Annotated in this window: 26 protein-coding genes and 3 pseudogenes; 17 read left to right on the top strand and 12 right to left on the bottom strand. The window is 51.3% G+C overall.

The genetic code is table 11. The features are described from left to right. The first annotated feature begins 213 nt into the window (after positions 1–213). Positions 214–1776, top strand: coding sequence for a TerC family protein (locus tag O1V65_RS11210; protein WP_026110537.1), 1563 nt, complete (start codon positions 214–216; stop codon positions 1774–1776). A 77-nt stretch (positions 1777–1853) separates the two neighbouring features. Here the strand turns inward: O1V65_RS11210 and O1V65_RS11205 are convergent, their stop codons facing one another. The 3 genes from O1V65_RS11205 to pabB all read right to left on the bottom strand — a co-directional run bounded on the left by O1V65_RS11205 (position 1854) and on the right by pabB (position 5397). Further along, on the bottom strand, positions 1854–3218 hold the full coding sequence (locus O1V65_RS11205) for an L-serine ammonia-lyase (RefSeq protein WP_017491924.1): 1365 nt from the start codon (positions 3216–3218) through the stop codon (positions 1854–1856). A gap of 200 nt (positions 3219–3418) precedes the next feature. Further along, positions 3419–4009, bottom strand: coding sequence for a CoA pyrophosphatase (locus O1V65_RS11200; protein ID WP_017491923.1), 591 nt, complete (start codon positions 4007–4009; stop codon positions 3419–3421). After that, entirely contained in the window at positions 4006–5397 is a 1392-nt protein-coding gene (gene pabB / locus O1V65_RS11195; protein WP_084912435.1) for an aminodeoxychorismate synthase component 1, read from the bottom strand. Before pabB ends, O1V65_RS11200 begins: the two co-directional genes overlap by 4 nt. A 150-nt stretch (positions 5398–5547) precedes the next feature. Here pabB and O1V65_RS11190 point away from each other — a divergent pair, with 150 nt between their 5' ends. Then, positions 5548–5730: a YoaH family protein gene (locus O1V65_RS11190; RefSeq protein ID WP_017491921.1), complete on the top strand. Its 183-nt coding sequence runs from the start codon at positions 5548–5550 to the stop codon at positions 5728–5730. 57 nt (positions 5731–5787) lie between these two features. On the opposite strand, the gene purT is transcribed toward O1V65_RS11190, so the two are convergent. Continuing rightward, positions 5788–6966, bottom strand: coding sequence for a formate-dependent phosphoribosylglycinamide formyltransferase (gene purT, locus O1V65_RS11185; RefSeq protein WP_084912436.1), 1179 nt, complete (start codon positions 6964–6966; stop codon positions 5788–5790). A 254-nt stretch (positions 6967–7220) separates the two neighbouring features. On the opposite strand from purT, the gene cspE reads away from it, so the two are divergent. The 3 genes from cspE to O1V65_RS11170 all read left to right on the top strand — a co-directional run bounded on the left by cspE (position 7221) and on the right by O1V65_RS11170 (position 11075). Then, positions 7221–7430: a transcription antiterminator/RNA stability regulator CspE gene (cspE, locus tag O1V65_RS11180; RefSeq protein ID WP_017491919.1), complete on the top strand. Its 210-nt coding sequence runs from the start codon at positions 7221–7223 to the stop codon at positions 7428–7430. A 199-nt stretch (positions 7431–7629) separates the two neighbouring features. Then, positions 7630–9012, top strand: coding sequence for an ATP-dependent RNA helicase DbpA (gene dbpA, locus O1V65_RS11175; protein WP_017491918.1), 1383 nt, complete (start codon positions 7630–7632; stop codon positions 9010–9012). A gap of 26 nt (positions 9013–9038) precedes the next feature. After that, entirely contained in the window at positions 9039–11075 is a 2037-nt protein-coding gene (locus O1V65_RS11170) for a S9 family peptidase (RefSeq protein ID WP_084912437.1), read from the top strand. A gap of 77 nt (positions 11076–11152) precedes the next feature. Here O1V65_RS11170 and exoX read toward each other — a convergent pair whose 3' ends face one another. Together exoX and O1V65_RS11160 are read right to left on the bottom strand one after the other, a co-directional pair. Continuing rightward, complete coding sequence (gene exoX, locus O1V65_RS11165) at positions 11153–11818, bottom strand: exodeoxyribonuclease X (RefSeq protein ID WP_017491916.1); 666 nt, start codon at positions 11816–11818, stop codon at positions 11153–11155. Positions 11819–11835: 17 nt separating this feature from the next. Beyond that, positions 11836–12600, bottom strand: a complete 765-nt coding sequence (locus O1V65_RS11160) for a carbon-nitrogen hydrolase family protein (protein WP_017491915.1) — start codon at positions 12598–12600, stop codon at positions 11836–11838. 485 nt (positions 12601–13085) lie between these two features. Between O1V65_RS11160 and pip the strand changes: the two genes are divergently transcribed. Beyond that, the gene (pip, locus tag O1V65_RS11155; protein WP_017491913.1) at positions 13086–14039 is read left to right on the top strand and encodes a prolyl aminopeptidase; all 954 of its coding nucleotides are present in this window, start codon (positions 13086–13088) and stop codon (positions 14037–14039) included. A 37-nt stretch (positions 14040–14076) separates the two neighbouring features. Here the strand turns inward: pip and O1V65_RS11150 are convergent, their stop codons facing one another. Next, positions 14077–14307 (bottom strand): DNA polymerase III subunit theta, encoded by a 231-nt coding sequence (locus tag O1V65_RS11150; protein ID WP_084912439.1) that lies wholly within the window; start codon positions 14305–14307, stop codon positions 14077–14079. A 419-nt stretch (positions 14308–14726) separates the two neighbouring features. Here O1V65_RS11150 and ftnA point away from each other — a divergent pair, with 419 nt between their 5' ends. The 4 genes from ftnA to O1V65_RS11130 all read left to right on the top strand — a co-directional run bounded on the left by ftnA (position 14727) and on the right by O1V65_RS11130 (position 17114). Continuing rightward, positions 14727–15218, top strand: coding sequence for a non-heme ferritin (ftnA, locus tag O1V65_RS11145; protein WP_265576811.1), 492 nt, complete (start codon positions 14727–14729; stop codon positions 15216–15218). Between the two features lie 227 nt (positions 15219–15445). Then, a complete protein-coding gene (copC, locus tag O1V65_RS11140; RefSeq protein ID WP_269130491.1) occupies positions 15446–15829 on the top strand; it encodes a copper homeostasis periplasmic binding protein CopC in 384 nt (127 codons plus the stop codon). 4 nt (positions 15830–15833) lie between these two features. Further along, positions 15834–16718, top strand: a complete 885-nt coding sequence (gene copD / locus O1V65_RS11135; protein WP_017493799.1) for a copper homeostasis membrane protein CopD — start codon at positions 15834–15836, stop codon at positions 16716–16718. A 60-nt stretch (positions 16719–16778) separates the two neighbouring features. After that, positions 16779–17114 carry a YebY family protein gene (locus tag O1V65_RS11130; RefSeq protein WP_017493800.1) on the top strand — a complete coding sequence of 112 codons (336 nt, stop codon included), beginning with the start codon at positions 16779–16781 and terminating at the stop codon, positions 17112–17114. 356 nt (positions 17115–17470) lie between these two features. Here the strand turns inward: O1V65_RS11130 and O1V65_RS11125 are convergent. Next, positions 17471–17683 (bottom strand): annotated as a pseudogene (locus O1V65_RS11125) (site-specific integrase); the annotation flags it as partial. Positions 17684–17988: 305 nt separating this feature from the next. Between O1V65_RS11125 and O1V65_RS23160 the strand changes: the two are divergent. Continuing rightward, positions 17989–18189 carry a DUF1203 domain-containing protein gene (locus O1V65_RS23160; protein ID WP_227955259.1) on the top strand — a complete coding sequence of 67 codons (201 nt, stop codon included), beginning with the start codon at positions 17989–17991 and terminating at the stop codon, positions 18187–18189. A gap of 55 nt (positions 18190–18244) precedes the next feature. Here the strand turns inward: O1V65_RS23160 and O1V65_RS11120 are convergent, their stop codons facing one another. Both O1V65_RS11120 and O1V65_RS11115 read right to left on the bottom strand, forming a co-directional pair. Next, positions 18245–18442, bottom strand: coding sequence for a DUF1737 domain-containing protein (locus tag O1V65_RS11120; protein WP_017493711.1), 198 nt, complete (start codon positions 18440–18442; stop codon positions 18245–18247). After that, entirely contained in the window at positions 18432–18707 is a 276-nt protein-coding gene (locus O1V65_RS11115; protein ID WP_084912825.1) for a hypothetical protein, read from the bottom strand. The genes O1V65_RS11120 and O1V65_RS11115 overlap by 11 nt, the downstream gene beginning before the upstream one ends. Positions 18708–19029: 322 nt before the next feature. On the opposite strand from O1V65_RS11115, the pseudogene O1V65_RS23210 reads away from it, so the two are divergent. The 3 genes and pseudogenes from O1V65_RS23210 to O1V65_RS11105 form a co-directional block, all read left to right on the top strand. Further along, a pseudogene (locus O1V65_RS23210) lies at positions 19030–19266 on the top strand (transposase); the annotation flags it as partial. A 56-nt stretch (positions 19267–19322) separates the two neighbouring features. After that, positions 19323–19487 (top strand): annotated as a pseudogene (locus O1V65_RS23205) (integrase core domain-containing protein); the annotation flags it as partial. An 834-nt stretch (positions 19488–20321) separates the two neighbouring features. Further along, positions 20322–20738 carry an NUDIX hydrolase gene (locus O1V65_RS11105; protein WP_017493707.1) on the top strand — a complete coding sequence of 139 codons (417 nt, stop codon included), beginning with the start codon at positions 20322–20324 and terminating at the stop codon, positions 20736–20738. Between the two features lie 87 nt (positions 20739–20825). On the opposite strand, the gene O1V65_RS11100 is transcribed toward O1V65_RS11105, so the two are convergent. Next, entirely contained in the window at positions 20826–21074 is a 249-nt protein-coding gene (locus O1V65_RS11100) for a biofilm development regulator YmgB/AriR family protein (RefSeq protein WP_017493706.1), read from the bottom strand. 519 nt (positions 21075–21593) lie between these two features. Between O1V65_RS11100 and O1V65_RS11095 the strand changes: the two genes are divergently transcribed. The 3 genes from O1V65_RS11095 to idi all read left to right on the top strand — a co-directional run bounded on the left by O1V65_RS11095 (position 21594) and on the right by idi (position 23029). Continuing rightward, positions 21594–21863, top strand: coding sequence for a hypothetical protein (locus O1V65_RS11095; protein ID WP_269130490.1), 270 nt, complete (start codon positions 21594–21596; stop codon positions 21861–21863). Between the two features lie 202 nt (positions 21864–22065). After that, complete coding sequence (locus O1V65_RS11090; protein ID WP_139802819.1) at positions 22066–22461, top strand: hypothetical protein; 396 nt, start codon at positions 22066–22068, stop codon at positions 22459–22461. Between the two features lie 4 nt (positions 22462–22465). Further along, on the top strand, positions 22466–23029 hold the full coding sequence (gene idi, locus O1V65_RS11085; RefSeq protein WP_017493703.1) for an isopentenyl-diphosphate Delta-isomerase: 564 nt from the start codon (positions 22466–22468) through the stop codon (positions 23027–23029). On the opposite strand, the gene O1V65_RS11080 is transcribed toward idi, so the two are convergent. Further along, positions 22998–23714: a Type 1 glutamine amidotransferase-like domain-containing protein gene (locus O1V65_RS11080; RefSeq protein ID WP_269130489.1), complete on the bottom strand. Its 717-nt coding sequence runs from the start codon at positions 23712–23714 to the stop codon at positions 22998–23000. The genes idi and O1V65_RS11080 overlap by 32 nt on opposite strands. Positions 23715–23756 lie beyond the last annotated feature (42 nt).

Genomic DNA, 23756 nt, shown 5'->3' with positions numbered 1-23756 from the left:
GGGATGAAGGGACCTGCTCTAAAAGACGCTTTTCTAAAACAAATAGACCTGTTACATTGTATTTCCAATTATTACACAGGAGTGCCGGGCATCAGCCCACCCTATGGACTGTCACCGAAGACGTTTAACCGCATTTGAATCCTCAGCATTATCAACTCCCCATAAAGCAACACACCTCAGTCATGGCCGCTGCGCCGAATTTCGGAGACTGCAATGGAATTCTTAATGGATCCTTCGATTTGGGTCGGCCTGTTGACGCTTATCGTTCTGGAAATCGTGCTGGGGATCGACAACCTGGTATTTATCGCTATTTTGGCCGACAAACTGCCGCCGAAACAGCGCGACAAGGCGAGAATCATTGGCTTATCACTGGCGCTGGTGATGCGCTTGGGCCTGCTTTCGCTTATCTCTTGGATGGTGAAACTGACGACGCCGCTGTTTAGCATCGCGCAATTTACCTTTTCGGGGCGCGATCTTATCCTGCTGGTCGGGGGGCTGTTCCTGTTGTTTAAAGCGACCAGCGAGCTGCATGAGCGGCTGGAAGGCCACAATGGGTTAGGAAGTAATAATCGCGGCTATTCCGGATTTTGGGCCGTAGTGGCACAGATAGTGGTGCTTGACGCCGTATTCTCGCTCGACGCAGTGATTACCGCCGTCGGCATGGTGAATAACCTCGCGGTTATGATGACCGCCGTTGTCATCGCGATGGGCGTGATGCTGCTGGCCTCTAAAACGCTAACGCGTTTCGTTAACGCGCATCCTACGGTGGTTGTCCTGTGCCTCAGCTTCCTGCTGATGATCGGCTTGAGCCTGATAGCCGAAGGTTTCGGTTTCCATATTCCGAAAGGTTATCTGTATGCGGCGATCGGATTCTCGGTATTGATCGAGTTGTTCAACCAGATTGCGCGCAGAAACTTTATTAAGCATCAGTCAGATCGACCGCTGCGCGAACGCACCGCTGAAGCTATTTTCCGCATGATGGGTGGAAAACGCGACAGCGACGTGCAGCAAGAAGACGCACACGATACCGCTGAGCCGAAACAAGAAACCTTCGCCGAAGAAGAGCGCTTCATGATAAGCGGTGTACTGACGCTTGCCTCACGAACGCTGCGCAGCATCATGACACCGCGTAACGACATTTCTTGGGTAGACTGCGAACGCTCTCCCGACGAGATTCGACGACAATTGCTGGACACGCCGCACAGCCTGTTCCCAATTTGCCGTCAGTCGCTGGACGACGTGATAGGCGTGGTGCGGGCGAAAGACTTGCTGGTGGCGCTGGAAAACGGTGAAGACATTGTTGCCTTCGCGGAGAAAACGCCGCCGATCGTGGTGCCCGAAACCATGGACGTCATCAAGCTGCTGGCCGTGCTGCGTCGTGCCAAGGGGCGTCTGGTCGTCGTGAGCAACGAGTTTGGTGTCATTCAAGGGCTGGTGACGCCGCTCGACGTGCTTGAGGCTATCGCCGGTGAATTCCCTGACGAAGACGAAACGCCGGATGTCGTGGTAGACGGCGACGGCTGGATGGCGAAGGGCGGTACCGACCTTCATTCGCTGGAACAGCTGCTCAACACCTATGAGCTGGTGAGTCCAAACGCCGATTACGCGACCCTTGCCGGACTGCTGTTGTCCGAATCCGGTCAGATGCCGTTCGAAGGCGAAGTTATCGAGATGCCTCCGCTGCGCTTCGAGGTGATCGAGGTCTCTGAATATCGCATCGAACGTGTGCGTATTACCAAGATATCGTCCAACGAGATGCGTGATGAAGAAGAGTAATCCGTAATCAGAATAGAAAAGGGCAGGCTTCTTATCGAAACCTGCCCTTTTTTTGTGAGTAAAATATCACTCAGCCTTTAGTCACACTGTACCTTGATAGCCAGACCGCCGCGTGAGGTCTCACGATACTTGGCGTTCATGTCCTTGCCGGTCTCGTACATCGTTTCAATAACTTTATCCAGCGAGACGCGCGGTTCACTGGTACGACGCAGCGCCATGCGCGCCGAGTTGATGGCTTTCACCGAGGCGATCGCGTTACGTTCGATGCATGGAACCTGAACTTGCCCGGCGACCGGATCACAGGTCAGACCCAGGTTATGTTCCATGCCAATTTCAGCCGCTACACACACCTGCTCCGGGCTGCCGCCAAGCAGTTCGGTAAGACCCGCTGCTGCCATCGAGCATGCCACACCGACCTCTCCCTGACAGCCAACTTCCGCACCCGAAATCGAGGCGTTCATCTTGTAAAGGATGCCGATGGCGCCCGAAGTCAGGAAATAACGCTGGTAAATGTCTGGGCTGACCGAGCCAATGAACTTGTCATAGTAGGCCAGCACCGCAGGAACGATGCCGCAGGCCCCGTTGGTCGGCGCCGTGACCACGCGGCCACCGGCGGCATTTTCTTCGTTGACTGCCAGCGCGAACATATTGACCCAGTCAATGACGTGCATGGGGTCATTCGACAGTTTGTCATTCGACACCAGCATGCGGCGCAGCGCCGAGGCCCGACGTGGAACGCGAAGCGGACCCGGCAACACGCCTTCGGTATTGAGGCCGCGGTCGATACACGCCTGCATGGTGTGCCAGATTGACTCGAAATACTTGTCGATTTCGGCTTTGCTGTGCTGCGCCAGCTCATTCTTCATCATCAGTCCCGACAATGAGAGGCCCGTTTCACGGCATTTTTGCAGCATTTCGCTGGCCGAATTGAAGGCGTAAGGCACGCTGACTTCGTCCAGTACCGGCTGACCAAAATGCTCGTCGTCGACGATAAAACCCCCGCCGACCGAATAATAGGTTTTGCTATAAACCATCTGCTCGCCAACGAACGCGTGAATCTGCATGCCGTTTTCATGGCGCGGCAGGTTTTCACCGCGGAATACCATACCGGTATCACGCGGGAAATCTACCTCGTGGTGGGTATCGCCAATAGGCAGGCGCTGGCGTTGCTCAACGTCTTTGATAAAGTGTGGAATGGCGTCGATGTCGACCGTATCCGGCCTGTTACCGGCGAGGCCCAGAATAATCGCCACGTCGGTATGGTGACCTTTACCGGTCAGAGATAATGAACCATAGACGTCGACCGCGATGCGGGTCACGTTAGGCAACAGGTTTTTTTCCAACAGATCATCGGCGAATTGTTTGCCGGCTTTCATTGGGCCGAGCGTATGGGAACTGGACGGGCCAATACCCACCTTGAACATGTCGAAAACACTGATCACTTAAAGGCTCCTGATAGAAGCAAATCGGCTGCAGGTGAATCTTGGGTGGCCAAATTTGCACAAGCTTTGTTTATTTATTGTTCGGTTGTTAGCGTTATAGTGTAAAAGGGTGTGAAGGATTACACAGCGGTTTTCGCATGAAAAAAAGTAATTCATCGCATAAGTGTGAAGTGGGTGAGGAGCGGGATCACAACTCGTCGTCAGTTGCCTATCTGTTTAGCCAACTGAAGAATGATCCCGGCGGTCATTCCCCACACAAATTGCTCCTCATACCAGGATAAATACACTCGACGACGAACGCCTGCGCGCTGAAAATCCAGCGGATGATAGCGCGCAAAGTTAAGCGCCTCCTGCAACGGAATTTCGAACAGCTCTGCCACTTCGTCTTCATTGGGGTGTAACGGCACATCGACCGGAATCAATCCCACCACCGGCGTCACCTGAAACCCGCTGCTACTGTCGACCGGCTGCATCTGGCCCAGTACGCGCACGCAAGAGGGGGGAATGGCGACCTCTTCCTGCGCCTCGCGCAGCGCGGTGAAAATAAGCGAAGGGTCGGACGCGTCCGCCTTGCCGCCCGGAAACGCCACCTGACCCGCATGCTTGCGTAAATTGTCGGATCGGCGGGTCAGCAACAGGGTGGGCTGCTCGCGGCAGACGATCGGGATCAGCACCGCAGCCTGTCGTCGTCCAACGGCCTTGCGCACCGGCGTGGTGGGCAAATTCAGCTGAAACTGGCGAACAAATCGCTCAACGTCTGGCGGTAAAGGTTGAGGACTGAAGTCCATCATGGCGCGATATCCTCACCGAGCAGCGGCAGAATGCGCGCCACTTTATCGAAGGTTTCCTGATATTCCGCTTGCTCCTGACTGTCGGCGACGATGCCGCCACCGGCCCAGCAGAACAGTTCGCCTTTTTCGGCCAGCAGAGTGCGGATAGTGATATTGCTGTCCATCGTACCGCAACAGCTGATGTAGACGATGCTGCCGCAGTAGCCGTTACGGCGCTGTGGCTCCAACTGCTCGATAATCTGCATTGCCCTGATTTTCGGTGCACCAGTGATAGACCCGCCGGGGAAACATGCGCGCAGCAGGCTCGCCGGATGACAGGCGTTGGGCAGGCGAGCAGTAATAGTGCTCACCAGGTGATGCACGGCGGGGAAGGGTTCGACCACAAACAGCTCAGGCACTTTTACGCTGCCGGGGGTGGCAACACGGCCAATATCATTACGCAAGAGATCGACGATCATCAGGTTCTCGGCGCGATCTTTAGCTGAAGATCTCAGCTTTTCGGCCTGAAGTCGGTCGAGAAGCGGATCCTCATGGCGCGGCATTGTACCCTTGATCGGACGGGTCTGGATCCTGTCTTCTTCCAGCCAGATAAAACGCTCGGGCGAAAGGCTCAACACAGCGTTTTCTGGCAGACGCAGGAACGCCGAGAACGGCGCACGGTTAGTCTGGTTCAGGCGTAGAAATGCCTGCCATTCATCGCCCTGATATTGGGCTTTAAAGCGCTGAGTCAGGTTGATTTGATAGCAGTCGCCGCTGTGTAAATATTCCTGTATCTGGCGAAATTTATCACCGTAGGCTTCGCGGGTCATGTTCGACTGCCAAGGCGAAGTCAGCTGGAAAGGCTCGGTGGGCAGCGTTTGTTGATGCTGCTCGAGCCACGTAAGGCGGGTGTGGATATCTCCCTGACTCACCAGCGTCAGCCGCTGTAAATGGTGATCGGCAATCAGCGCCCAGCTGTAAATCCCTATCGCCATATCCGGCAGAGTAATGTCAGGCTCCGCCAGCGACGGCAACTTTTCAATCCTGCGGCCTAAATCGTAGCCCAGCAGCCCTAACGCGCCACCCTGAAAAGGGAAGTCGGCGTTAACTTCTGCCCGCATTCCGCTGGCCTCAAGCTCCTGCTGTAACAGCTGGAATGGGTCCGCCTCGCTAATTTCAGCCGTCACGCCCGAGGCGTCTTTTCGGCAGATTTCAGTATGCAGCCCGCGCGTGGTCAGCGTGACCTGCGGGTCGGCGACCAAAATGTCGAAGCGGTTGTGGACATGGTCGGCAGCGCCGGAGTGCAGCAGCATGGCCCAAGGCAGTGACGACAGGGAGGCAAAGCGCGTGAGCAGCGCATCAGGTTGATAATCTAATTTATAAAAATCAATGGATTGAACGGATGGCATAGTATTTTGAAAATTCCCGACACGGTGACAATGCAATTCCTGGCGAACCGATCCTAGCATAGATTTGATGTGGGTAGGTCATTGGCAAATTAAGGCGTATAATGTGCGGCTAAGCTCGCTTCACTATAGAAATAGAACAGGAACACATTCATGTTGACCGGTATGCCTTCACTTTCGCACTCAGAGCAGCAGCAAGCCGCTGACCGTATCCGCCAGTTAATGGAAGAGGGGATGAGCAGTGGTCAGGCGATTGCCGTGGTTGCGGCAGAGATTCGTGAAACCCACAAGGGTGACCGTGTGACGGTTATCTTTGACGATGAAGACGAAGAATAAGCCTTACTGAATATTTGGCCGTTGCACATCGACTGCACAACGGCCAGAAGCCAGGCGTTAACCCTTAACGACCACGGCTGCTGCTGCCTTGATTGCAGTTTCAACCGCTTGCTCAATGGTATCGCCGATTGACAGCGCAACACCCAGACGACGTTTTCCGCTGATTTCCGGCTTGCCAAACAAGCGCACCTGATTAGAACCCACTAAAGCCTGCTCCAAACCGCTGAAGCTAACGTTGTTGCTGGTCAGTTCCGGCAGGATGACGGCAGAAGCCGAGGGACCGAACTGGCGGATAGTGCCGATTGGCAGCCCGAGGAACGCGCGCACGTGCAGCGCAAACTCAGACAGGTCCTGAGAAATCAGCGTTACCATGCCGGTATCGTGTGGGCGAGGAGACACTTCGCTGAACACCACGTCATCACCGCAAACGAACAGCTCAACGCCAAACAGCCCGTGTCCACCCAGTGCTTCCACCACGTTTTTTGCGATATCTTTCGCACGCTCGAGCGCCAGACTGCTCATCTGCTGTGGCTGCCATGATTCGCGGTAATCGCCGTCTTCCTGACGATGGCCAATAGGGGCGCAGAAGTGAATACCGTCAATGGCGCTGATAGTCAGCAGGGTAATCTCGAAATCAAACTTCACCAGACCTTCAACGATGACCCGCCCCCCGCCTGCGCGGCCGCCAAGCTGCGCATAGTCCCACGCGGCCTGCAACGTTTCTCCACTGCGGATCAGACTCTGGCCTTTACCGGAAGAGCTCATGACCGGCTTGATGATGCACGGATAACCAATTTCCTGCACTGCCTGTTTGAAGCTGGCTTCATCATCGGCAAAACGGTAGGTCGAGGTTGGCAGTTTCAGCGTCTCGGCCGCCAGACGACGGATGCCTTCACGGTTCATGGTCAGGCGCGTTGCTTCGGCGCATGGCACCACGTTATGACCCTGCTTTTCCAGCTCAACCAGCATGCTGGTAGCAATAGCTTCAATTTCCGGGACGATAAAGTCAGGACGCTCTTTCTCGATAAGCTGCTTGAGCGCCTCGCCGTCCAGCATGTTGATCACATGGCTGCGGTGGGCAACCTGCATTGCAGGCGCGTCGGCGTATCTGTCGACGGCGATCACTTCCAGACCAAGACGTTGGCATTCAATAGCCACCTCTTTGCCCAGTTCGCCAGAGCCCAATAACATGACGCGGGTCGCGTCGGTGCGCAGTGCAGTTCCAATGGTTAACATAGCTGGATACCTAACTCGTTGTCGGTGATGAAAATATCGGTCGTAAAATCGCGTTTTGGGCACCCATTCTGCGTGGCAGATTGCGGTGACAGAGGACGTTGCGAAAATAGTTGGCGGCATTATATAGGAAAAAGTCTCACCACGAAAACGATTGCGCACCTGCGCCAGTATTTGCGTGCGGGGCGCGAATGTGCGTTAATAGTCGGGCATTCGCGATCGAGGCGGATGCTTTTTGAATAGTAAAGGATAGTAAAATGAGTAAGTTAAACGGTCAGGTAAAATGGTTCAACGAAAGCAAAGGCTTCGGTTTCATCACTCCAGCTGATGGCTCTAAAGACGTTTTCGTTCACTTCTCTGCAATCAACAGCGATGGTTTCAAAACCCTGGCTGAAGGTCAGAACGTAGAGTTCACCATTCAAGACAGCCCACGTGGCCCGTCTGCTGCCAACGTCGTCGCTCTGTAATCAGTCACTTCTGGCTTACTTAAGCCAACTGATCATTAGATAACGATTTTCTAAAACCCGCCTGCGTTGCGGGTTTTTTTGACTCCAGTCATTAGCGCTAAGGCGCAATATCCCCTTCTCTGTTATTATCTAAAGCATTACATGGCGCTGATAGCCTTGCGCCGCTTCGTTTTTTTCGCCTTACATAAGAGTTATCGCCTTGAGCACGCATTCTTTCTCCACACTGACTTTGCCATCCGAACAAATTTCTAACCTCGAAGAACTGGGCTACGCCCAAATGACGCCAATTCAGGAAGCCTCTTTGCCTGCCATCCTGCTGGGTCAGGACGTGCGCGCGAAAGCCAAGACCGGCAGTGGCAAGACCGCTGCGTTTGGTATCGGGCTGTTAGATAAAATTACTGTCGGCGATTTCTTCTGCCAGGCGCTGGTGCTGTGCCCAACGCGTGAACTGGCGGATCAGGTCAGTAAAGAGCTGCGTCGTCTGGCGCGTTTCACCCAAAACATCAAAATCCTGACCCTGTGCGGCGGCCAGCCGATTGGGCCACAGCTTGACTCTCTGGTGCACCAGCCGCACATCGTGGTGGGTACGCCGGGCCGTATTCAGGAACATCTGCGCAAAGGCACCCTGAAGCTTGACCAGATGAAAGTGCTGGTGCTCGATGAAGCTGACCGCATGCTGGATATGGGCTTTAGCGAAGATATCGAAGACGTGGTGAGCTATACGCCGCCGTCTCGCCAGACGCTGCTGTTCTCCGCGACCTATCCGGAAGGCATCGAGCGCATCAGCAATAAATTCCAGCGTCAGCCGCTGAACGTGGAAATAGAGGGTGGCGAAGACGTTGCCGACATCGAACAGGTATTTATCGAAGCCGACCGCCACAGCCGTTTGTCGCTGCTGACTGCGGTGCTTTATCAGTATCAGCCGACCTCGTGCGTGGTTTTCTGTAACACCAAACGCGATTGCCAGGAGATTGCCGATACGCTGGCCAGCAAGGGCATTAGCGTACTGGCGTTGAACGGCGACCTCGAGCAGCGCGACCGCGACCGCGTTCTGGTGCGTTTCTCCAACGGCAGCTGCCGCGTATTGGTTGCCACCGACGTTGCCGCCCGTGGTCTTGACATCAAACAGCTGGGACTGGTCATCAACTACGAACTGTCGTTCGACCCTGAAGTGCACGTTCACCGAGTGGGCCGTACCGGTCGTGCAGGTACCAGCGGTGTGGCGGTGAGTCTGGTTACGCCGCAGGAAATGGTCCGCGTTCATGCGCTCGAAGACTATATGCGCAAAAGCTTCAAATGGCAGCCTGCTGCTCAGAGTCTCTCTGCCCCTGCCGCGACGCTGGAACCCGAGATGCTGACGTTGTGCATCGACGGTGGCCGTAAAGCCAAGATTCGTCCGGGTGATATTCTGGGCGCGCTGACCGGTGATGCGGGTTTAACCGCCGCCGAAGTGGGCAAAATCGACATGTTCCCGATTCATGCCTATGTTGCTATTCGCAAAAACAGCGCCAAGAAAGCCCTGCAACGCCTGCAGGAAGGCAAAATTAAAGGCAAGAGCTGCAAGGCCTTCTTACTGCGCTAAGTGAAATTGAGGAGAGAAACTCGACAATGATGATTCCGCCAAAGGCTGAAAAGCGTCCGTATCCTATGACTACGCACGGCGACACGCGCGTAGACGATTACTATTGGCTGCGCGACGATGAGCGCAGCGATGAAGACGTACTGAATTATCTTCAGGCGGAAAATGCCTGGACAGAACAGGCGATGAAGCCGCATCAGGCACTGCGTGAAGCCTTGTATCAGGAGATGGTTGACCGCATTCCTCAGCAGGATCACTCCGTTCCTTACGTGAAGCACGGCTATCGTTATCAGACGCGCTACGAGCCGGGCAACGAGTATGCTATCTACCTGCGTCAACCGGCGGCCGAGAGCGAAAACTGGCAAACGCTGATCGACGGCAACGAGCGCGCCGCCGACCGTGAGTTCTATACCCTCGGTGGCCTTGACGTGAGCCCTGATAATACGCAACTGCTGGTGGCGGAAGATTTTCTGTCGCGCCGTCAGTACGATATTCGCGTCAAGAGCCTGCTGGATGACAGCTGGTCTGAGGAAGTTCTGAGTAATACCTCAGGAAGTGCCGAGTGGGCCAACGACTCAAAGACCATTTTCTACGTGCGCAAGCACAAGACCACGCTGCTGCCTTATCAGGTTTATCGTCATCAGGTTGGCACTGATCCTGAGCAGGACGTGCTGGTTTACGAAGAGAAAGACGACACCTTCTACGTCGGCCTCGACAAAACCACTTCTGAGCGATACATCATTATTCACCTCGACAGCACAACGACCTCAGAAGTGCTGCTGCTGGACGCCGATAACCCGCTGGCCGAGCCACAGCTGTTTGCCCCGCGCAGGAAAGATCATGAATACGCGCTGGATCATTATCAGGGCCATTTCTATATTCGCTCCAATAAAGACGGCAAAAACTTCGGCCTGTACAAGAGCGACAGCTTTGCAGAGGCCGACTGGCAGACGCTTATCCCTGCACGTGACGATGTGATGCTCGAGGGTTTCAGCCTGTTTCGCGACTGGCTAGTTATCGAAGAACGTCAGGAGGGGCTGACCCACCTGCGTCAGATTCACTGGCAGAGCGGCGAGGAGAAATCGCTGAAGTTTGACGATCCGACCTACGTGACTTGGCTTTCCTACAATCCAACGCCTGATACGTCACTGCTGCGCTACGGTTATTCGTCGATGACCACCGCCAGTTCCCTGTTCGAGCTGGACCTCGACACCGGCGAGCGCAGGCTGCTCAAACAGCAGGAAGTGAAAGACTTCGATTCAGCCAACTACCGCAGCGAGCGCGTTTGGGTCACGGCACGCGACGGCGTCAAGGTGCCGGTCTCTCTGGTATATCGTCATGACACGTTCAAAGCCGGGCACAATCCGCTGATGATCTACGCCTACGGATCCTACGGCAGCAGCATGGATCCAGGTTTCAGCGGCAGCCGTTTGAGCCTGCTGGATCGCGGTTTCGTGTTTGCGCTGGCACATATTCGCGGCGGTGCCGATCTCGGTCAACAGTGGTACGAAGACGGGAAACTGTTCAACAAGCTGAATACCTTCCACGACTTTATCGACGTGACTAAAGCCTTGGTCGAACAAAAATACGGCGATAAAGATCGGGTGTATGCGATGGGCGGCAGCGCCGGCGGCCTGCTGATGGGCGCGATTATCAATCAGGCCCCTGAGCTTTATCACGGCATCGTGGCGCAGGTTCCGTTTGTTGACGTGGTAACCACCATGCTCGATGAATCTATCCCACTGACTACCGGTGAGTACGACGAGTGGGGCAACCCGAATGACAAGGCGTACTACGACTACATCCTGCAATACAGCCCATACGATCAGGTTCTGGCGCAGGATTATCCGCACATGCTGGTCACTACCGGGCTGCACGATTCACAGGTGCAATACTGGGAACCGGCAAAGTGGGTTGCCAAGCTGCGTGACCTGAAAACGGATAACAATCAGCTGCTGATGTACACCGACATGGATTCTGGTCACGGCGGCAAGTCAGGGCGCTTCAAGGCTTACGAAGATATCGCGATGGAATATGCGTTTGTCATCGCGCTTAGCCAGCAGTAATTAAGGATTCTTCAGGAAAAAATCAGCAATAAAAAAGGCGACTCAATGGTCGCCTTTTTACTGTCTGGAGTCTGAGCCTACTTATCCAAAAAGTAGTTCAGACTGTATTTCATATCCGCACTGAGGCTGCTGACTTCGCGCAGCATCCAGCGCAGATAACCAGGGTCCTGTGAGGCTATCTCAGAAATCTTCTGGCCGCGATATTTGCCGAATTTAAGCGTGCGCAGCAGCGTAGGGCGCTCGGCTATCGCCAGCATCTCTTCAGCACTCAGACCGGATTCTTCCTGAATGCGGATCAGAAGCGAAGCGGTGACGTAGCAGTCGTACAGCGCTCGGTGTGGGTGTAAATGCGCTGGCGGATGCGTGTCGAGATTTAAGCTATGACGCAGATTTTGCAGGCTGTAGCTCGGCTGCCCGGGAAACACCTCGCGCGCCAGTTTCACGGTGCAGATCCATTGCCCGTTCATTTCGGGCAGCATCGCACGGTCAAAGGCTGCGTTATGCGCAACGTAGTAGGGATGACCCTGATAGCGGCGCACGGCTACCGCGATACGCGGCTTGCCTTCGACCATCTCCTCGGTGATTTGATGAACTGCCATCGCCTGAGGGCTAATTTCACGGTCTGGACACACCAGGTCGCTCATGGGTTGCGTGATAACGCCCTCAACCACGTCGACCGAGGCAATTTCGACCACGCCGCCGTTAAACCCACAGGTTTCTGTATCAATCACTCTAAAACTCATTGCTTGCTCCTGATAATTTAGGCTCCCTGATAGCTTATCAGCTCGACGTGTCCGTGCCATCCCTCGTGGGTTTTGCGGGCAATCGCCAGTGCGTCCTGATTGGCAGGTGCGACAACAATTTCATGGCCGAGTTCGGACCAGATGGCGCTCTTGCCTGCCGGGATCCACCCACCGGTTGGCGCGCAGTGGTTTGCCAGCATCACCGTCATACGGTGTTTCTCGGCATAACCGCGCATCATCTCGCTTTCTTTGTCGTAGCTTGGTTTAGAGATTAAGACACCCGCGCCGTAGATGTCTGCCCCGCCAGCGGCTGCAAGCTGCGGATGCGAAGGTGAGGCGATGTCAGCGCAGATAGCCAGACCCAATGTTCTCTCGCCTAGACTGAGCTGAGGGCCGCCCTGACCGGGGGTAAAGAAGTGCTCTTCAGTATCGTGTAAATGTTGTTTGGTGTAGGAATACAGTGTGCCGTCTGGGGCAAAAACGATGGCGCCAATATACAGGGCATCGCCGTCGTTACAGCACAGTGGCGCACCGCACACAATAGTGATGTTATGATTTTTTGCCTGATTTCGCAGCAGTTCGAGACGCGAGTCCTGAAGCGTCAGTCCTAGCTTGCGCGCCAACTCGGGCTCATAGCCGGTGAGAGAAAGTTCAGGAAAAATAATCAGGCTCACGCCGTGCTCTGCGGCAAGCGCAACGGCCCGCGAATGGCGCTGAATATTTACATCAATATTCCCCGCGACACAGGTAATCTGCGCGGCAGCGATTGAAAAATCACTCATGAGGTGTTCCCGGATGTTTATTTGTAAGGCCAATTAACAAAAAAACCCGCGTTAAGCGGGTTTTATGATGCGAATTCCGTATTAAGCAGATGCCTTCTTGGCACGTTTTTCTGCTTTTTTCTCTGCGGGGGTTTTTAACGGTTTTTTCTTCGCATTCTTTTTGCTATCCATTCCTTTACTCATATTGGCCTCTCTCAAGCGGGTGGATACGGTCACTATGCTATTTACTGCCTATTTGCGATAACTTGCAATAGAGCAGCCCGACTTTTTCGAAAATATCCTGTTATGGCTATTTTTTTTCTTTTATAGGAAGCCATGTTGCTGATTATCTGTGCAGTAAGGCGTTTTACTGTGCTGCCGCTCGAAAAAAACATCCTTTTTTGAAACCCAGAGTGGTAAGAGATTGACCCTATACTCTGGATACGCTGTTATTAACACGAGCAAGCAAATCAATACACTGGACTGAAAAAATAACAGGAAATTTCATGCCTAAATTGAAAGGGTTGTATTTACCTCGGGAAGCATACGCCAGTGGATTGCTGGATACCGGCGACGGTCATCAGATTTATTGGGAGCGCAGCGGGAACCCCAAAGGCAAGCCTGCGGTATTCCTGCACGGAGGCCCGGGAGGCGGGTGTTCTGCGGTACATCGTCAACTTTTTGACCCTAACGATTATGACGTCATGCTGTTCGATCAGCGTGGCTGCGGGCGCTCATTGCCTCACGCCAGCCTGGAAAACAACACCACCTGGCACCTGGTGCAGGATATTGAACGCCTGCGTGAGATGGCAGGCGTCGATCAATGGCTGGTTTTTGGCGGGTCATGGGGTTCTACACTGGCACTGGCCTATGCGCAGACCCATCCAGACCGCGTCAGTGAACTGGTTATGCGCGGCATCTTCACCATCAGAAAGCAGGAGCTACAGTGGTATTATCAGGACGGCGCTTCGCGTTTCTTCCCGGAAAAATGGCAGAACGTACTGTCTATTCTGTCTGAAGAGGAACGCAAAGACGTTATCGCGGCTTACCGTGCACGTTTAACCCACAGTGACCGCGCCATTCAACTTCAGGCGGCTAAAATCTGGAGCCTGTGGGAAGGCGAGACTGTGACCCTGCTGCCCACCGAGGACTCTGCCTCGTTCGGTGAAGATGATTTCGCGCTGGCCTTCGCCCGTATCGAAAATCACTACTTCACACACCTGGGCTTTATGGAGACGGATGACCAGTTGCTGCGCGACGTCGACAAGATTCGCCACATTCCGGCGGTGATTGTTCACGGGCGCTATGACATGGCCTGTCAGGTGCAAAATGCCTGGGATCTTGCCAAGGCTTGGCCTGAAGCTGAGCTGCATATTATTGAAGGAGCAGGGCACTCGTTTAACGAACCCGGCATTCTCGATCGGCTTATTCGCGCTAACCAGAAATTTGCCCGCAGCTGAAAGACGTTAGCTCACTCTCTCCTGACGGGCGGCCGGATTATTTTTGCTTCGGTTCATACGGCAGGCGAGAGTATTTGTGTGACTCCACGCGGTAAAAGGCGACCCGCTCGCGGAAATATTCGCGAAGATGGGCGGGTTGCTCACGCTCGGCAATCTCGGCAACCACCGGCATGTTGTAGCGTTCCTTGAAGGCGACGGCGGATGCGGCCAAATCTACGTTAATTTTGTCCATCTCTTCTTTGGCTATCTCGGCCAGATTACGGTTCATCATTTTGTTCCTGATTAGCGATTCTTGGCGCATTGTACAAGACAGTCCGGCCGAGGTGAATGCCCTGACGCGTGTCACTTCAATCTAAATGAGACTACTAATCATTTTTATTCATTTAATTGAATGTCTATTAATTGCCTGCGCTTAAATTAAATAAAGTAGAATATTAATAAGAATGATTCTTTTTAATGGATTTTTTATCGTGAATAATTATCACTAACAACTTCGTTCTTATTTAGATGTTATTTTAAATTCATTAAAATCATGTGGTTATATTTATTCTTTGATTTTTATTCTATTGTGGGAAACAACGCTTTTTATTTTATATAGAGTTAGGCATAATGCACACAAATAACGCATTCTAATATCCATATAAATTTAAATATTAAATCTGGAGCCTCATCGTGCTTAAAGAAGATATGATCAAACAGCTTAATCAACAGCTGAATCTTGAATTCTATTCCGCTAACTTATATTTGCAGATGAGTGCCTGGTGCAGTGATAAAGGTTTTGAAGGTGCTGCGGCCTTCCTGATGGAACACTCTCGCGAAGAGATGGACCACATGCATCGCCTGTTCAAATATGTGAGCGACACCGGTGCACTGCCGCTGCTCGGCTCTATCGACGCCCCGCGTGCCGATTTCGAATCACTGGCCGACGTTTTCAATCTTGCCTATCAGCACGAGCAGTTGATCACTGAAGAGATCAACAAGTTGGCTGACCTGGCGATGACCACTAAAGATTACTCAACCTTCAACTTCCTGCAGTGGTATGTGGCAGAACAGCATGAAGAAGAGACTCTGTTCAAATCTGTCCTGGATAAACTCGGTCTGGTGAGCAATACCGGTAACGGTCTGTTCTTCGTGGATAAAGATCTGAAAAACATGGTTGGCCAATCGCCGTCAGCCTGATTTTTCCGCTAAGTGTTGAAACGCAGAATACGTTAACCGTGTTCTGCGTTTTTTTATTTTACTCTTATTATTCATGTGATTATTGACATCCCCGCTGAGCTTTTCGTGCGAAATTTGCACATTTCTTATTTTCTGCATTGATTACCCGTTAATTTCCACAGATCCCAACGGCAGATTGCGCTAAAGTTGCGGCTGAATTTTCATCTTCAATTAGCCAAGGAATAATTGTGTCTATTAAAAAACTGATGCGTCTGCGTATTCTCAGTTCTGCCTGCGTTCTAGCCGCAGGTTTGATTTCACAACAGGCTTTTGCCCACGCTCATCTCAAGAGTGAGACGCCGGCTGCCGATAGCCAAGTCAGCTTAGCACCGACCGAGCTCACTCTCGGATTTAGCGAGGGCGTGGAACCCAGCTTCAGTAAAGTCGTGCTGGAAGGTCCGAACAATCAGCCGGTAAAAACCGGTGATTTCAAACTGGCCACCAACGACAACACTCAGGTCCTGATTGCCCTACCTGCGCCATTGACCCGCGGTAAATATAACGTCTCATGGCACGTTGTTTCCGTTGATGGACATAAGACCCAAGGTACCTACAGCTTTACGGTAAAGTAACGTTATGAGCCTGGCATCGCTGTTTGTCCTGTGCCGCTTTGTGCACTTTATTTCCGTGATGCAACTTTTTGGCGCCTGCGTCTTCACTCGTTTGCTGTCTCCGCAAGGTTTGTCCGCACTCCTGGCGCGTAAAAACCAGACCCTGATCCTGACCTCGGCCTGCCTTTCTGCGTTAACCGCGCTGTTGATGGTCGCCGTGCAGGCAGGGGTTATGGGCAACGGATGGACCGACATGCTCAATGTGAATGTTTGGCTGCTGGTGCTGACCACCACCTTTGGAGAGGTTTGGCGCTGGCATATGCTGATGGCGCTGGTCGCGCTGCTGCTGATTCTTATCGATGGCCTGCCCGGACGTTTTCTGATGGCGATGCTGCTAAGCGCCGGAATGCTGATAGGGCAGGCGCTCATCGGTCATGCGGCCATGCATGAAGGCACCTTGGGCGTATTGCAGCGCACTAACCACGCCGTGCATTTGCTCAGTGCCGCATACTGGTTTGGCAGCCTGATCCCGTTGCTGACCTGCATGAGGCTGACCCATCAGCCCGCGACTCGACCTGAGGCGATTGTGGCTCTGCTGCGATTCTCAACGCTCGGGCACGCGGCTGTTGCGCTTGTCGTACTGACCGGTATCGCCAATAGCGCATTCATCTTGCAGCGTTGGCCAACGGACATTCACTCGCCTTATGAGCTGCTGCTTGTTTGTAAGGCCGCGCTGGTGGCCGTGATGGTCGCGGTGGCCATTTATAACCGCTATTGGCTGGTTCCGCAGTTCGCGCACCACAATGAGCATACGCAGCGACGCATGATCGCCGTTTGCTGGCTGGAGTTTGCTTTGGCACTGTTGGTGATTGCTTTGGTGAGCCTTTTTGCTACCCTATCGCCTAATTAGTTGTGCTGAGCATTGGATTGGCAACAAGATTGTTATTGAGAAGTTTAACGAGGAAGAGTCATGAAAAAAACGCTACTTGGGGGGCTGTTGCTCACCCTGTCTGCCAGCTGTTTCGCAGCGCCGCAAGTTGTTACCGTGAGCCGTCTGGAATATGGCAAGGCATGGGCGTTCACCCGTGAAGAAGTGATGCTGCAATGCCGACCGGGCAAAGCCCTGTTCGTGATTAATGACAGCACGCTGGCGCAGTATCCGCTGAATGATGTAGCAGAGCAGTGGGTGAAAGAAGGGAAGGTGAGTGCACAGCCGCTGAGCATTATTCAGCTGGATGACCCCAAAAATCCCGGCCACAAGATGAGTCTTGCCCCGTTTATCGAGCGCGCTGGAACCCTGTGTTAAGTTGAGCTTCCTGAGGCTGATCCACGTCGGCCTCTTTAATATCCCCCTGTCTAAAAACCCCCTTCTCGCTTGAATTCCACACAGTTAATGGATGGTTTTGCGAATGTTGTCACAAAACGTAACTCATTTCGTTAAGTAATTATCACAGGTCGCCAAACTCGCTGGAAAAGCATTTAAGCTCGACTACTCTTTAAGTTGTATGGCTTAACCGCCTGCATCAATGCCAACTTTTAGCGCACGGCTCTCTCCCAAGAGCCATTTCCCTAGACCGAATATAGGAATCGTATTCGGTCTTTTTTTTGCCCACTATTCAAACCAACAACTTACAATAAAATCAACTACTTAACTCCACTTAGTTACCCTGAATTGTTCCCAGAAAGAACCTCTGTAGCCATTTTACCGCCACTTTTGGCAGGCATTTTTGCACCCAAAATCGACAACGGATTATTGGTTAATGCATCTTCTAAATGGTCCGGTGCAAAGTGGGCGTAACGCATTGTGACGCGGATGTCCGAGTGACCGAGGATGCGTTGTAGCACGACAATATTGCCGCCGGACATCATAAAGTGGCGGTTTTTTATACCTAAGCTCAACGCATTCCCAATCCTTTTCATCTAGCAGAGACTTTGGAATGCGTGACCAAAGTTGCTCAGCTTCCCCTGCTTGCTCACTCTGCGGTGCCGTTTGGCAAAGAATAAACGTCCAATCCTGAGGCGTAACGCCACCCTTTGCTGATGACACCTAAGGACCATAAAGATTGACGCCAGTCTGAGAAGGGTAAAGTTCGAGACCGCTCTTAAGTCGTGGGCATTCACCATCGGCGAGTTAACCACCGGTTGGCTGCCGCTGTGTCAGGGATATATCGGTTCAAATCGTGAGGAAAAAAATCACAGGCAAAGTCACGCTTGACGGCCCTGTCGAAATCAATAAAACACTGATAGTCGAGGGTACAGTTACGCAACCTGAAGAAGTTAAGGCAAAAATTTTAGCGTTATTACAGAGGCCAGAAGTTAAATTTATTCTGGCCCATAATGCGAAAAAGGGATGTTTTTCATGTCGAATAACTCGTGATTAGATTTCTGATGATTGTCTATTCCATAACCCGCCCGGCCTGTTAGAAAAAGGGTGATCTAACTCTTTTCACTTTTCCAAATTATTGCTTGGGCAGCGATCACGGTCTTTTTGTCAGAGTCGTAGGTAATTGCCGGATTTCCGTAAAGCTCATACCCAAGCTCAAGTGCGGCAGAAACACGATGACAGAAAGATGCGTCATCCGGGCCAGTCAAAAGCCTGTATCTTGGTAAGCCTTCGGGTGGATTATTTGGCATGTATAGCTTCCTTAAAATTGATGTGCTCAATTGCCGCTAAGATATAAGACGAGTTGAAAGTAACGTCGCGATAGGTTATTGGCATAATGCCTCCCGTCTTTTTAAACAGATTATGAAACTCTTCTAACTCGGTTTGACGCAATGGGCGTTGATTGCCTTTGGAGTTCAGGATAAACAGTCGGCTATTTTCACTGTAAATACTGAAAGATTTCTTGCGGGCAGCCGTGAATAGTTCGACCGGTGTGACAAAGTAAGCGGTCATCATGCTTAAAAATCTCTCTGAAGACAGAGCGCTAATCGACTCTATGGTTACCTCCGAAAATAAAACCGTTTTGATATAATCTGCACGCTATCTAAATCTTTTAACATTCTATTTAAAGCTATCAGAAATTCTCATTTCTAACCATCGAAAGAGCCGCTTTGACGTATGTCTCATCTGGTTTAAATCTCGACATATACGCAGGCAGATCACTAGGATTTTTTTCCGTTGATCGTTGCTATAAACGCGTGACCTTGACCCAAAATCCTGCTCCATTCAGAAACAGAATTCCGGCATGATATTGACTCCCCTGAACGGAGGGGGGCAGATGAAAAAGTCACGATTCACCGAAGAGCAGATTGTCTTTGCTCTCAAGCATGCCGAGCTGGGTATCTCCGATGCCACGTTTTACACCTGGCGCAAGAAATACGGCGGAATTTCTCCTTCTGAACTCAAACATATGCGGCAGCTGGAAGAGGAAAATCTGCGGCTGAAGAGGCTGGTTGCTGACCTCAGCCTCGACAAGGCGATGCTGCAGGACGTGCTGGCAAAAAAGAACTGCCGATGGCAGCGCACTGCGCCTGCGTATCCGTGGGATCACTGAAATGCGAATTCTGCTCTGAATTTACAGGAAAAATGCTGGACAGGTGGACGTATGAAAGAGGGGTAAGGATCGACTTCTCACGCCCAGGAACGCCGACGGACAATGCGACGGTGGAGTCCTTCAACGGCAGGTTAAGGCAGAAATGCCTGAACGAGAGTGGGTTTATGTCTCTGGAGGATGCCCTCCGAATTTGCCGGTTTCCAGAATATGCAGCCAGAATGAAGCCGGTTATTCCTGAATATGGCTGGATCACATACGGGGAGCGGGTCAACAAGTTTCACATCTCATCTTAGTCATTAACGACATCTTACTTAGCGTGAAATATTGCTCTCTATAATAGCCTTAAAGCCTGTCCTATCACCCCATCCTTGCGCTACATCAACATCCCAGATAATGAAATTAACTAAATTACTCCCCGCTGTTTATGCGTCGTGAGTCTGGGGCCAAATTCTTTTAATCCCGCTCCCATCAGCCCTAAGAAAAATAGCGACAAATTTTAATGCTGTTGAAAATATCTGGGTAAAAACAATGTTTACGTTGTTCTATTTGTCCGTTGTTATGGTATTTGAAATCACTCTAAGTACGGTTTGCCGACGAGGATATCTAAAATATTTAAAAATCTTCCATCGTTACCATTTCCGTTCTCTCCGCAAACCTCGTCAGCTACTCTTTATCCCGCACGGTCATCGTTGGGAAATTCTAAAACTTCAGCATTTAGGCGCGATGAGCCCATCAGGCAGAGCTTATCCTTCTACCTACGTGATTGCCCGCTGTCAGGGATGCGGGGTCCGTAAGCACAAAGTCTTCTACAACAGCCATCTCAAGGTCTCTCAGTGCAGGCGTTGGTTATAGGAGCAAGGCGCAATGTCTCTATTCTTATTACCTTAACATTCGTGCCTTAAATATCTGAGAGCTCTGAGTGTCGCGTTCAGTTTGACGAATAAATCTGTCATCTGATGGTCTTATTTTTTATCTATCTTTTATAAAAACATCCTCTCTTTCTTACGGAGAAGCTTATGCAGCCGTACCAGGAATCGCTATTTCCCGTCTCGATTAAGGGGATTGTGCAGATTAGCGACAAGATTCTGCTATTAAAAAACGAGCGGGAAGAGTGGGAGTTGCCGGGGGGAAAGCTCGAGAAAGGGGAAACGCCTGAAGAATGTCTTATCCGTGAAATGTATGAGGAGACGCAGATAGCGTCGTCGGTGCAGGGCATTATCGACGCCTGGCTTTACCGGATTGGTGCTAAAGAAATATTGATTGTGACCTATCTCATGAAGGTTGAACCGGCCTCAAGCCAAACGATAAAAGTCAGCCATGAGCATAAAGAAATAGGGATGTTTAGTCTGAATGAGATTGCAGAGCTCAATATGCCAATGGGGTACAAGACGTCGATAGGGCGAGCAGTAGGGCGAGTCATTAACCCAGTTTGAGAGCCTATATGCAAAGGATGCAGCGACATACGCATAATCTGACCATCACAAGGCACATAAGGTATCGCGCCCTGTGATGAAGATTTTTTAAATCAGGTCGTCCGGGGTACGAAATACTACAGTTTCGAGGGCGTTTCGATAAATATCTGATTTGACCACGTCTGTTTCTATTTCTAATCGTTCGAGCAGTTTTGCCATGATTGCTTTGTTATTGACCAGTCGTCCTTTGAGGGAAAGTTCTATCTTTATTTCCTGAATGACGTCTGATTCGCTTTTAATGGCATGAGCAGTCTTGACGCGGGATTTTTCTAACTCAACGCTGTTTATTTGAGACATTTTATAACCCCATGAGTAGTCAAAAAAATACCACTGAAGGTGGAAATCGAGTGGCACCTTCAGTGGCAATGCAAAGCATCTTCGTTACGAGCTCTAATTGAGCTTCATTAAACTTATACAAAACTCTTACTTTGTACAACTTACATTTGATCAATTTGTGCTATTTAAGTATTCTTAAATACGTACTAATAAAACGCTAAGGCAATTAATTAATTAAAGATAACTTAAATTTTTTAATGGGTTAGTCATGCTGTGACTTCACTCTTTCATGCCAGGAAAGGGCGTGTCTGGCACAGAATTGCTAGCAAAATCGGTACAGGATTTTGACCAGGTTGTACAACTTTCCGAGATCGCTAAGCGACCATAATTCCGAGAGATTTTCTGAATTTCCTAATCAAGACCACAAATAAAAGTTGTCCAATGTTCTACGCTTTATGGGTGAGTGAGTTTTAAGCTCATGGTGAAAAAAACAACGACTGTTATCTTCGTCTACCCCTCTCATCCTAAAAGGAACTGAAAATGAGTGAAGCCATGTTTGAGCAAGCGCCTTTGCCGCTGTTAACTCAGTTTACGCTGGGTGACAAAGTGACTCTGGTGACCTTCCCCGTAGGAAATCCGCCGGTGAGTTATCGACTCGAGACGAGGATTACGGAGGTTGCAGACGGTAATTATGAAGGAGAGATAACGAAAGTGACGCCGATGGGCCGTGAGGCGTTTGATCAACATCATTTCCACGTCGGTGGGCATGTTGAGTTCGAGACCAGCAACATCTTGGGAAACGCACCATAAGAACATTTTAATTCTTCAACTTCCGTTACATTACAGGCCTTCTCTATTCTCTGCACTAGCGCTACCTTAGCAGCGCGAGTGCAGATGAAATCAGATATCGCCGATTCAAGCATCATGAGTACTCTGCCACGGTTTAGCTCTCTGAAATTTGATTGCTTTAAGGCGATGAACAATTCCTTTGTTATCTCGCGGAGACCTTAACGTGCGAAAGTTACTCATGATTTGTGCTGCACTGGTGTTGGCTGGGTGTTCTAGTGGCCCTTATGCCCCAACGCAACAGGTTTTGCAGGCCTATACCACCAGTAAACCCGACACCACCAAAGTTCGTGTACACCGACAGCCCCAACTTGCGGGATCGATTCTTGACGAGAGCTGTCCGCTGATTGTTTATGTTGATGACAAAGAAGCGGCCGGACTACAGAAAAATCAGTATGTTGACCTGTATCTGGCGAACGGTGTGCACAGCCTGAAAGTGAAATTTTCCTGTGCAATAACCCCTATAGATAAAGCATTGACCATCCAGGTGGACGGTACGCCGCAAAGTTATGAAACGGCTTTAAATGATGCGCAACGCTATAGCCTGACAAGAGTGAAGTAAAGTTATGTCCCTCATTATTGAAGATAAAGTGCAAGAAGAACGCCTGATTCTGGTTGATGAACAGGATAACAAGGTCGGCGTAGGCACCAAGATGCAGGTTCATCTGCAGGGCGCACTGCATCGCGCTTTTTCGGTATTTATTTTTGATAGTCAGGGACGTCTCATGCTTCAACAACGCGCCAGTGGAAAGTACCATTCTGGCGGTCTTTGGACCAACTCTTGCTGCGGCCACCCACGTCCCGGTGAGAGTAACCTGGCTGCCTCTACCCGCAGGCTGTATGAGGAGATGGGATTCCACTGTGAATTGCAGGAAGTAGACCAGATCCTCTACCGCGTCGATGTCTCGAATGGTTTGGTAGAAAATGAATTTAACCATACTTTTATCGGCCTGTTCGAAAGAACGCCCGAGCTTAATCCGGAAGAGGCGGAAGGTTGGCAGTGGATCTCGGTGCCCGACGTCTTTACTGCCGTCGAGCAGGACTCTTCAAGGTTTACTGCGTGGTTCAAGGTTATCCTTGCCCATTTCGGGCAAGAGACTATTCAGCAGTGGGCCTCTCGCTATCGCTGAGTGAGATCAGTGTTTTGCCGTGTTCTGCCGCATCGGTCCTGATTATTTTATGAAGTTTCCCATCTCGAAAATGCAGGGCTACGCCGTCATCGGCGGCGTAGGCGGGCAAAATGTTCTGCTCTGCCAGCAACGCACTGAAAGATTCCTCGCGTCCTTCCTCAGATCCGAAATGCGGGCACATGACGCCCGTCAGCAGCCCCAAGCCTGGGATGAGTGAATAGCCACCGCCCGAATCCGAATGCCCTAAATCAAACCAGCAGATAGCTCCGGCGCTCACGCCGCAGAGGATAGTGCCGTGGCGCATGGCCGATTTGAGCTGTTGATCGATTGAAAATTCTTTCCAGACTGCCAGCATGGCCCGCGTATTACCGCCCGCGACAAAAATCACTTCAGCTCGCGCTATCATCTCGTCGATCTGTTTAACCGTAGGATAAGGCGTGCGGAAGAAAGACAGGCTCTCTACCAGGTAGCCGGCCGACGCGAATTTTTTCTCGAATTGCTCAATCCTCTCTGGAACGTCTCCGCTCGCCGTGGAGATATACAGAATCTGCGGACTTTCTTTTTGGCTTAAGGACAGGATATAGCGATCGATGGCCGTAATCTGCTGCATATCGGCCGCAGTCTCACCGCCTATAGCTACAATGTGGACCTGATTCGGTACGGTATTTTCAGCGTTGACGGTCATCTTTACCTCGTCTCAAATAAATCGCATATCCTTCACTATAAT

It is taken from the genome of Rouxiella badensis (genome assembly GCF_026967515.2).
In the GTDB taxonomy this organism is placed as follows: domain Bacteria; phylum Pseudomonadota; class Gammaproteobacteria; order Enterobacterales; family Enterobacteriaceae; genus Rouxiella; species Rouxiella badensis.
The sequence above is the reverse complement of the archived record's forward strand: the minus strand, read 5'-3'. Positions and strand labels throughout refer to the sequence as shown.